General features: G+C 58.5%; 8 protein-coding genes and 2 pseudogenes. 2 read left to right on the top strand and 8 right to left on the bottom strand.

What is annotated here, in order from left to right:
• The 3 genes from AC04SH_RS29920 to AC04SH_RS29910 form a co-directional block, all read right to left on the bottom strand.
• Positions 1-196, bottom strand: a 196-nt coding sequence (locus AC04SH_RS29920; RefSeq protein WP_488481377.1) for a WGR domain-containing protein, incomplete at its 3' end; no start/stop codon positions are given.
• Positions 197-537: 341 nt separating this feature from the next.
• Positions 538-1,431, bottom strand: coding sequence for a pantoate--beta-alanine ligase (gene panC / locus AC04SH_RS29915; RefSeq protein WP_488481376.1), 894 nt, complete (start codon positions 1,429-1,431; stop codon positions 538-540).
• Between the two features lie 446 nt (positions 1,432-1,877).
• Positions 1,878-2,294, bottom strand: coding sequence for a Ros/MucR family transcriptional regulator (locus tag AC04SH_RS29910; RefSeq protein WP_488481375.1), 417 nt, complete (start codon positions 2,292-2,294; stop codon positions 1,878-1,880).
• A gap of 815 nt (positions 2,295-3,109) precedes the next feature.
• Between AC04SH_RS29910 and AC04SH_RS29905 the strand changes: the two are divergent.
• Positions 3,110-3,250: pseudogene (locus AC04SH_RS29905) on the top strand (MucR family transcriptional regulator); the annotation flags it as partial.
• Between the two features lie 440 nt (positions 3,251-3,690).
• Entirely contained in the window at positions 3,691-3,927 is a 237-nt protein-coding gene (locus tag AC04SH_RS29900) for a hypothetical protein (RefSeq protein ID WP_488577674.1), read from the top strand.
• Positions 3,928-4,393: 466 nt separating this feature from the next.
• Here AC04SH_RS29900 and AC04SH_RS29895 read toward each other — a convergent pair whose 3' ends face one another.
• From AC04SH_RS29895 to AC04SH_RS29875, 5 genes and pseudogenes are all read right to left on the bottom strand, one after another.
• Entirely contained in the window at positions 4,394-4,744 is a 351-nt protein-coding gene (locus AC04SH_RS29895; protein WP_488481380.1) for a c-type cytochrome, read from the bottom strand.
• A gap of 426 nt (positions 4,745-5,170) precedes the next feature.
• Positions 5,171-5,760: pseudogene (locus AC04SH_RS29890) on the bottom strand (IS6 family transposase); the annotation flags it as partial.
• Positions 5,761-5,844: 84 nt separating this feature from the next.
• Positions 5,845-7,128, bottom strand: coding sequence for an ATP-grasp domain-containing protein (locus AC04SH_RS29885; RefSeq protein ID WP_488481373.1), 1,284 nt, complete (start codon positions 7,126-7,128; stop codon positions 5,845-5,847).
• Positions 7,129-7,310: 182 nt separating this feature from the next.
• Complete coding sequence (locus AC04SH_RS29880) at positions 7,311-8,117, bottom strand: glycoside hydrolase family 12 protein (RefSeq protein ID WP_488481372.1); 807 nt, start codon at positions 8,115-8,117, stop codon at positions 7,311-7,313.
• A 345-nt stretch (positions 8,118-8,462) separates the two neighbouring features.
• Complete coding sequence (locus AC04SH_RS29875; RefSeq protein ID WP_488481371.1) at positions 8,463-8,852, bottom strand: transposase; 390 nt, start codon at positions 8,850-8,852, stop codon at positions 8,463-8,465.
• Positions 8,853-9,880: the final 1,028 nt, after the last annotated feature.

Raw genomic sequence — 9,880 nt, 5'->3', positions numbered from 1 at the left:
GGAAAAGGGCGACGGCTTCACCCTCGGTATCAAAGGAGTGCTGTATCGTGCGGCCGGTGGTTCCAATCCGGCCCCAACGCCGGACCAGGCAGGTCTGGCCGAACAGGGTCTCCTCGATCGACAGTGCATAGAAGCGCGCCATGTTCCGATCCGCGTCGCGGCGTTCGATACAGAGGCGATAGAGCTGCGCGATCATTGCGCACAGAATCGCGCAGCCGGACGCGCGTCCAATGAATGGTTTGAATCAGCAGACGTGGATCGATTCACTCTGGTGATGGATGGAACCGAACGTCAGTCGTTCGACAGCGTCTCTGATGATCCCTTCCCGCAAAGATGCAGCCAATCCTTGTTGGGCCGTGTCGTGCGCGGTCTGTAGTAACGATCGACGCTGATCACCGCGTAGAGCGCTAAATTTTGCCCTACAATTTGCCGATCAGCCGTTGGCGGCTGCTGTGTTCCCGCGCCCAAGCCATGTCAAGCGTCGGCCCGAGCAGATATGTGCGTGGCCGAGGCGTTGAAAGCGGCGAATGTCCGAACTCATGCTGCGACAGTCGCTCTGTTGAAGGCCCCAGCATTTTGCCGCGGACGCACGCTTACATTGTCGATCAGCCGGGTTTGTCCGAGCCAGCTGGCGGCGAGGAGTCGTGCGGGACGGTCGAGCGCTGCCATTGGCATTAGGTCTTCCTCGGCACGCAGTTCGAGATATTCCACTCGCTCAAAACCCGCAGCAAGTATGGACTGGCGCGCGACGGCAAGAATGGGTGCAACGGGGTCTCCGTCTGTCAGTTGCTCGCTGGCCTCCCGAAGGATTTCGGCCAGTCGCGGTGCTGCCTGGCGCTCGGCTTCGCGTAGCCGCGCATTGCGGGACGACATCGCCAGTCCATCGCTTTCGCGCACTGTCGGACATGCGACAATCTCGATCGGAACGTCGAGGTCGCGCACGAGTTGGCGCACCACATGCAACTGCTGGAAGTCTTTCTCGCCGAAGAAAGCGAGGTCGGCGCCGGACTGCAGAAAAAGCTTTGTCACGACTGTCGCCACGCCATCGAAATGACCGGGCCGGAATGCACCGCACAACCCCTCGCTCACCCCGCTCACGGATACTGTCGTGACAAAGCCCTTCGGATACATGTCCAACGCATCCGGTGCATAGAGGACGATGTGGGCTCCAACCGGCGCCAGCTTCGCAGCATCGTCATGTTCAGTACGTGGATAAGCTTGGAGATCGGCAAGGCTGTTGAATTGCTTCGGATTGACGAACAGCGTTACGATCACGCGGTCGGCCTTGGCGAGGGCTGCTCGCACCAAGCTGAGGTGTCCGTCGTGAAGGGCACCCATGGTTGGAACCAGGGCAACCCTCGAGCCCTCTCGGCGCCACGCGGCTACGATGCTGCGCAGTTCCGCAACTGTGCGAAGGATGGGAATGCTCACGCCGACTCTCCTCTTCTACCCGCCTCGCGCCGCCAACGAGATGGGTCGTATCGGTGCTCGTGCCGCCTGCGCACTTTGCACTCGCCGCACCTCGACTTCGCCCCGAGACGGGCCGGGCCATCTCAAGGTCCTTCCGGAACGTCAGGCGATGATGCATTTGCCACATTTTTGTGCAAGTGCGAAGAGAAAATTGCAACGCACAATAATTTGCCGACGACGCTCTCTCGTCGGGGTCCGGCCGCGAATGTCCTCTAGGAAGTTCGCCAGTTTCGGCGCCGGTTGACAGGGCGCTATTGCGCCGGTTTGGCACGGTTGAAGGAGGAAACATCGGCAGGACTAACTCTGTCTCCCGACCTAGCTCCCCCTTTCCAGTTTTGAGTTCGCGCCGAATGCGTTCGCAAGGCCTCTAACGCGCGACGATCGCTCGTTGGACTATGCGTCTACGCTCAGGCCTTGGCTTTGCGTCTCGTCGCGGGTTTCTTGGTGGGAGCAGGTTTCCTGCCCAAGCCTAGCGATTTTGCCAAAGCCGAACGGGTCGCCGAATAACTCGGCGCGACCATGGGATAGTCCTTCGCCAAACCCCATTTCGCCCGATATTCATCAGGGGTCAGCCCGTGACTGGTCGCAAGATGGCGCTTAAGGGACTGGTATTTCCTGCCGTCCTCGAGACTGATGATGTATTCCGGAAACACTGACCTTTTGGGATTAACTGCCGGCTTCGGGGCGGGCTCTGCTATGGGAGACGACTGGCCAATATTAGACAATGCCGAATTCACGCTCGCGATCAAATCCGGTAATCCGGACACTGGAACCGCGTTTTTCTGGACATAGGCGGCAACGATATCTGCAGTAAGCTCGATCATATTATTGCTTGGTTCCCCAGGCATCATTGTGCTCCTTCAATCCCCACATTCTCATATCCGTCAAAGGGGACGATATGCGCCCAACCTATGCCAGCTGAATTTTCTACAACCAAGCCAGCTATTAGAAATTTCTGCGCGACAGTATTGGGCAAATCGATTGTTCGTTTCGCGGCATAGAGGAAAGGCGCCAAATCAGTTCGCGTGTAGGGGCGTACACCGGGAGAATGCTGCATTGCCACATCTTACGAAGTATTTCCCCATCTATATGAAGTTCCCTGAAGGAGGGCCGATAATGTCAGCAAAGAAGAGATGCGCAGACAGGTATCGGTACATCACGGGAAAATGCGCGCCCGCGACGCGGTGCGCAACCTTCAGTCGAGTGCTTTGGCTAGTGGCTACGGGCTACAAGGCTGAGGCTTGATCGGCATGTCACGACGGTGGAGGCTAATTAGGGAGGGTCTCCTCCCAATTGGCTTTATGTCCTTTGATCTCCTCGCCGATCACGACTCCTTGGCCAGTTGATGCCATGTAACGAAGCTCGAATAAAGCAGAGGTGATGGGGGCGGCACGATGATCATCCTCGTTATCGGCTGATCGGGATTCGTGGGTCACGCCATCGTGCGGTCTCTGACGGGCAATAGGTACAGGCTGACGCTGCTGTACAGGGGCAACCGCCCCGTCAAGGGGACCGGGCAGCTCGGGGCAGTACGAGGCGGCGGTGTTGCGCGCGGTGCTGGAAGGCCGCGCCTTCGACGCAGTGGTCGACACCAACACCGGCTTGCCGAATTGTGCTTCAAGCCACCTGGGGCGTTTTCATGACAGAAGAAGCCGACAACAATATCGACACCCCCATCGAGCTCACCGCGGAAGTCGTGTCGGCCTATGTTTCCAACAATCCGGTCCCGGTGGGCAATCTTCCTGCCTGATTGGCCAAGTGCACGCAGCACTCAAAGGGACGATCAGCAACGCTTCTGCAGAAATGCCGAAGACTCTTGAGCCTGCGGTGACGTCGGGCGCGGCTGTTTTCGCAGACATAGCGGGAGAAGCGCTCTTATGCGAGCGGCGGGGATAATCGCCCGCTGGCGAGGCAATGAAATGCCAATACGGAAAAAGCCCGGCGCGGGGGCGCAACCGGGCTTTTCCCTTTAGCCGCACGACAGTCGCGCCTACGTGATTTCGGCATCGACGACTCTAAAGCTAGATAGAAATTCTGAATAAACTGTTGCCGGCTAAAGCCGCCGCGCAAGCAATGAAAGAGGGCAAGGCTCATCAAGCTCTCAGAGCAACGCGCCGTACACCAGCGCCGGCTTAGGCGCTGGCCGGCGGGCCTCCCTGCGGCCCTGTACGCTATGCCATGGACAAAGGGGGACCTTCGATGACCAGGATGCTGTCTGACATGCTCGCCACGCTCAATGTGGCGTTAGCGGTGATCATCACGATTGGCGGCGGTGCCGTCGACTGGGTTAGGTTCCACGACGATGGTGTCAGTGGTGTCGCCGGGCTTGTCGGCATGATGCTCGGCTTGCCCATCGGCTTCGTCGTCGCCGCGTCAGCATGCGGCACGCTGACAACGCTGATCCTGATCGAAAACCATCTGCGCAACGTGCTGGCAGTCGAGCGAGATCGCGCATGAGGGCAATAGGATCGAACGCACGTGCATTACGACCCCGGCCTGCCTGAACCGACGAACCCGCGCTCTGGCTTGGCACCCGCGATCGCGCGTTCGAAATGCTTGAGGATCTTCTCCGCGCAGCAATCTCACAGGGCTACGACTTCGTGCCGCTGTCGCCCAAACTGGTCGCAAAGCTGGTCGACGACAAAGCGGGAGCCAGCGGGCCTCCGGTGCGAGACACGATCCTGGGCCAGGTGCGGAGTCGCGCTCCACTTCGACTTGGCACGCCCGTCGTCCTACATGCTTCTTTTCCAAAGGGTTCTCGGTAGCCGGTTGGAGGTCGTCAGGCATGTTGACGGCACAGCACGGGCCAGACAGTTTCGCGGGAGCAGAACCCGACCCTCTTTCAACTGCTTACCTCGCTCAAGGCGAAAAGCGGAGTCGCACCGTCCTTGGCGTTGTTCTCGAAACGGAAGGCCAAAGGTTTCTAACCGGACACACTCTTGAGATAGGCGATAACGTTTTTGACGTCGTCGGGATTCTTGAGGCCAGGGAACCCCATTTTGTTCGCCGGCACTTTCGCCTTGGGATTTGCCAGATATTCCATCAGGTTCGGCTCATCCCATACAAGGCCCGCAGCGCCCGCATCCTTCATGGCTTTCGAATAAGAATAGACAAGGACGGTCCCCGCTGTCCGGCCCACGACGCCTTTCAAGGATGGCCCAACTCTGTTTGCTTCGGTATCAGCGCTGTGGCAGACAATGCACTTTTTGAAGACCGCCTTGCCTCCTTCGATATCCTGGGCCTGGGCGACCGGAGGCAGTAACGCCAAAACCATTGTGGCACCGACGAACAGATATTTCACGCAGGAACTCCCCCCTCTTCTCCTAACCTTGTCAAGCGTGATGTTGTAGTTGAGGCTGTTTCGGATCGCCACGATCGGTGCAAGCCCTCCAGGGCGTCGTTTGAGATTTTCAAGCGGACTGCCTTTTTTTCCTAAATCGTTGACGAATCGCTCTAACTCAGTTTTCCGCATAACGAATTCGTGCCTTTGCTCGATGTTGCCAAACTATCCATCTCGCTCTCACAAGCGATCGGATGATGGTTCCGTGAACATGCAAGCGCCGTACCAAACCTCAAAACGCTGACTTTGCGCGATGCCTAACAGTACGCATTGTCAACTTCCCGATCTTTGGGTTGCGAATCGACAATTTGCCGGTTGCAAAGTTTTGTCTGGTCAGAGAATTTGCCAGAGTGGTGGCAATCATGCGGCAGCGAGGATTTCGAACTGCTCGGCGAGAGACGGGTTCGGATTGAAGGCGTGCCGCGCCTGTCGTTTGCACATCGTGTGACCATCTCGATGCCGGACAGGGTGACCGCGGCGGCGTGCGTCGATTTGAAACCGAGCATCGGCCGCACCCGGCGCTTGATGCGCCGATGATCCTGGGATCGGCTCGACCGGCGCTGGGAGCAATCCTGCAATCGACTTGTGGCATCGCAGGAAAGGATGGCTTCCCGGTTGGTCTGACTGCCGTCGATGACGGCGGATCGGGACGGCCATGGCGTGCCAACGCTTTTGTGCAGAAACGCTTGGCGGCCGGCAAATCCCGGTATTCACTGAACCAGAACTCGACGGTGTCGCCGACGCTGTCGATGGCGCGATAGAGGTACATCCATCGCCCGCGCGCTTTGATGTAGGTCTCGCCCGCGCGCTTTGATGTAGGTCTCGCCCGCACGCCATCTGCCGGTCACGGCGCGCTTGCACCGGTTGAAGCGTTCCATCAGCAGCGGCGCGAAATGAACGACCCAGCGATGGATCGTTGAATGATCGACCCTAATGCCACGCTCCGCCATACCTGGTGTGTCCGCCACGCGAATGATGCAACCTGATGCTCAAGGAGGCGCCGTAGATCATCAGCAGCGATGGTCCGCGCATGGTCAGATGGCCAGTACAGGGGCAAAACCGCCGCCTAGTGTGCGGAAATTTGTAGTCTGGCCCTGGTATAGGCGGGCAGCCGCGAGGAGGACCTGGCCATCATAAGTATAAAGCCGCACGTCCATCTTGCGCGGCGTGGGCGCGCCATCGATCTCGATCATGCGCTGCCCTGGTGCAGCAAATGCCTGGGCCACATAGCCACCACGGGCGATCTCGGCCCACACCCCCTTCGTCACCTTGTCGCCGCGGTAGACCGCCTTGCTGCCGTGGCCGGAGAGCGGCTTGAAGAACATGTCCTTGCGGAATTGCCAGGCGGCATCCGAATTGTCGGGCGTGACCAGTGTGGTCCGCGGAATGCCGGCGAGCCGCGAGCGCATCTCCGGAGAAAGGCCGAATGCCTCCAGCGCTGCCGGATCGGAGAACAATGTCAGATTGCGCTTGCTAGAAAAGAGCGCATGGTTGTGCGGATTGGGCGTGAGCACCACGGCGCCGTCCTGATAGGCCGCTCTGAGCGCGGCATGCTCCGGCCAATCAAGCGCAAAATCGACCAGGCGATTGTAGACTAGGTCAATCTCTTGTCCGTCGAGCAGAAGCCTTCCGCCATCATATTTCAGCTCACTCGCGTTCCCGATCATCGCGTCCATGCCGTGCTTCAGCAATAGCTGCCGGGCCAGCACGAATTCAGGATAAAGATACTGCTCCGTAGGCTGATCATCGACGATCGCGATCCTTCGCGGCGAACCGGCTCCGCGCTGCCTGCGCCATTCGCTCTCGAACATCGCGATGACGCTGGTTTCGAAGTGATCGTCCCTTGTGCCAATCAGCGCCCGGTCGACCACGGAGCAGCAAGCCTTCTGAGCTCTGGCCAGCAGGGCATTGAGGAAAGCCCCGCCGGCGTTGGTGTTGACCTCAATCAGCTTGGGACCTTGATCGTCGAGGTGGAAGTCGTAGCCCATCAGCGCGCCGACCGGTCCAAAGTCCCGTTGCGCAATTGCGGGAGCCCAGGAGAGAACCCTTTCGCGGTAAGCTGGCAACTTTGCTGTCGCCTCGATGGCGATCACGATTCTCTGCATCTCGTCGAGGGCGGACACGGCAAGGAAGACTGGAACATTGGAAAACAGATGCGGCCGCGACGCCATGAATGTTTCGCAGAAACCAGGCTCGCCGGCTTCGTGGTCCAGCGCCGCCCAAAGTTTGGCCCGGTCGAGCGTGATGCAGAAGCATTTGAGGTTGAGCCGCCCCGACAGGGACGTGCTCAGATCCACCACGCCGGAGGCCTTAAGCATGAACGTATCTCCTCTGAACGGCAGGCGGCGTGCAGCACGTTGGGGACGAGCGGACGCTCGTCGTCGCGGCCGGGAAACAACCATCGCTTTGGCCGAGCGAGCCGGTAAGCGCAAGCTAGGCCGTCAGCCAGCGAGGCTCATTGGCATAAGCGCAGCTCACCTTGCCGCCCGCACACGGGTCTTCACTTCGAGGTCACAGACCAGTTGTTGAAATTGAAGTTCTTTCCCCCCGGGGACGAGGTAATCTCGACGCCGTATTGGACGCTACCGACGTTTATGTCGCCGAAGTACCCCGTCGACTTGATCCACTGCAGGATACTCTTGATGTCCACTGTCCCGCTGTTGGTCTTAGAAGTGCGCAGCAATGAGATGACCTTGTGACCGTCGGGGCCTTCACCTTCAAACACGTTCCAAGTCGCTCCGCCTACATTGACATTGCTGTAGACCGGAATCGCCGCACCGGAAGGGGCATAATGATATGAAATGGGCTTAACGTTGCCGCTCCCGTCCGAGTTTCCGGTGTAGTTTGTCCAGAGCATTACCTCATGCTGGTTTGACCTGTCCCAGATATCGTAGGCGACATCCCAGGCGCCGCCAGTAGGAACCTCCTGATTGAAGCTCGAGCTCAGAGTGTTGATTGAACTGAGCGGTTTCCCGATACTAAAAGCCTCGTGCGGATAGCTTTTGATGCCCGGCGTATTAGGCTGGTTCGACCATACGCTCCACCGGTTGACGCCACTCACCGAAATCGTCTGAGGCCCAGGGCGCGGACCCCATACGTCGTTGTTCCAAGAGTAGCCATCGCGTGAAAAGCTTCCGTATGGAGCGCTCGAACTCCAAATCGGAGCCTGCGCCGATACAAGCGCGGCAGATGATAATGACCCGGCTTCATTCGCGGCCTGCCTAAATAGATCATGATCCTCCTGTGTCCGGACGTATCCCGGTGGGAACCCTTGCGCGCCAACACCGTTTATCCGATTGGAATTCATAAAGCTCTCCTTTCGATTATGATAACAAAGTCTCCTGCAGATCCGCCCAGCGGGTACCCTAGTTCAGCATAGGCGGCATTGGCATCTAGAGGCCGAGTGCGAATGCTAGGAAGGTTGGCTTTCGAGAAGCTGACGAGCTCAAGGAGAAAGGCGGAGCCGCGCCCGGGTTTGCCGTCTTTCGGATGACAACAGCCTGCTGAGACAGTGGCAACGATCCACTGGATACGAGCCTAGCAGTTTACGGAAAAATCCAAAGAATTGGGCGTTTGTTCTGTCGCGGGTGCCATTGTTGGGATGATTTGTTTGAGAGTTTGAAGCGCTTTGGCGGTCTGGACACCAAGTTGGCTACGCTGCAACCAGTTTGGGGATGCGGATCAGGTTGTAGGCGATCAGATTGAGTATGAAGTCGGTAGCGACCCGAGCGATGCCGCGATGTTTGGTCTTGCGCATGGTGTCGTGCTGCTTGCTCCAGCCGAAGATGCACTCGATCATCGCCCGACGCGATTGCGACATTCCATAGCCCGGATGCTGCCTGGTTCGTTGGTCGATGGCGCTGTTGCGGGTCTTGCCGGTTTTGGTGACGGCCTGGTTCTGCGTCACATGCGGTGTCACGTTGATGGCGCGAAGATTGGCCACATGATCGACCGTATCGTACGCTTTGTCCTCACGGGCCGTGATGCGGCAGCCGGCAGCTTTGCCTCTCGCCTGCCCCCACCGCGCATGCGCTGAAGGCACCCGCGGCTGCAAGCCAAACTATAGGTCGCATCCCCCAATTACCCCTCAGAAATCCCCAAGGATACTTTGGCGCTAATGTGCTTTGAGCGCAAGCTGGTTACGCCCAAGTGTGTAATCTTAGGCTCTTGGCCATGGCAGGAAATCGTCATCAAAGCCGTCTTGGCTAAAATAATCCAATGCCCTCGTGCCTTCTTCACTTTCGTGCAGGCCGCATCGATAGAGCAAGTTTTCCGATTACTTGGTAGGCTTGGCCGGATTTGGCTTCTAGGTCCTCGATGCGCTGCTTCATTTCGGCCTTGGCCACGTCTCACTTCCGCTAGCTTTGCGCTCGGCCCGTAGCCGCCGCTCGCGGGCCGCTGTCCAATAGCTTGGATCGCGATTGGTATGATCTAGCGCCTCGGGCTCCGCCTTTGCACTGATAAGCTTTAGGCCTGCCCTTCAAGATCGCAGCCATGCGCGCCTTGGATTCCGCCAGGTCTTCGAGCCGCGCGCCTACAATACGCGCGATCAAGGATCGAAAAACCCGCTGCCGGGAGGAGGTGGCAGCGGGCTCTATTTGAGAATGCAGCGCAAAAAGGCGTGCTGCCTTCAGCGTCGACCGTTCCATGGTGGGAGTGAATCGGCCGACAGGCAAAAGTATGGGCGAACGGAAAAATTGTGCAATGCACAAAAGGTTTATCGCTGCTGCAAAATTTTATCCGGAGGTTGCATCAGCTGGGGTCTCCGCGTTGACAAGGCCGGTACCTGATTTGGCAGCAGTGAATTCGCGAATCCCGGCTTCGGCGCTCCGAAGCCAAAGCGCGTTCCGGTGTCGCAACCGGGGGGGGCGCTTCTCTTATTTTGTGCGAGGTTCGGGCATCATTCCGCCACCCTGTTCATCCTGACAAGGCGTGCCGACGCAGGCGCGTCTTACGCTCCTCAGTCCAGTACGCCGGATCGCGATTGTTGACGTCTAGCGGCTCGGAGTCCGCCGGAGCGCGCTTTGCCGTTTGGCCTCTAATGCGGCTGTCCGCTTAGCTGCTCTCGCA

The sequence above is a fragment of the Mesorhizobium sp. CNPSo 4688 genome, from assembly GCF_057784295.1.
Note: the sequence above shows the minus strand (reverse complement) of the source record. Positions and strands in the feature narration are given on the sequence as shown.

Bases quoted from the DNA above. Each gene is read 5' to 3' on its own strand.
- AC04SH_RS29880 (WP_488481372.1), bottom strand. From the start codon at position 8,117: ATGAATTCCAATCGGATAAACGGTGTTGGCGCGCAAGGGTTCCCACCG.
- AC04SH_RS29900 (WP_488577674.1), top strand. From the start codon at position 3,691: ATGCTCGCCACGCTCAATGTGGCGTTAGCGGTGATCATCACGATTGGC.
- AC04SH_RS29885 (WP_488481373.1), bottom strand. From the start codon at position 7,128: ATGCTTAAGGCCTCCGGCGTGGTGGATCTGAGCACGTCCCTGTCGGGG.
- AC04SH_RS29895 (WP_488481380.1), bottom strand. From the start codon at position 4,744: ATGGTTTTGGCGTTACTGCCTCCGGTCGCCCAGGCCCAGGATATCGAA.
- AC04SH_RS29910 (WP_488481375.1), bottom strand. From the start codon at position 2,294: ATGATCGAGCTTACTGCAGATATCGTTGCCGCCTATGTCCAGAAAAAC.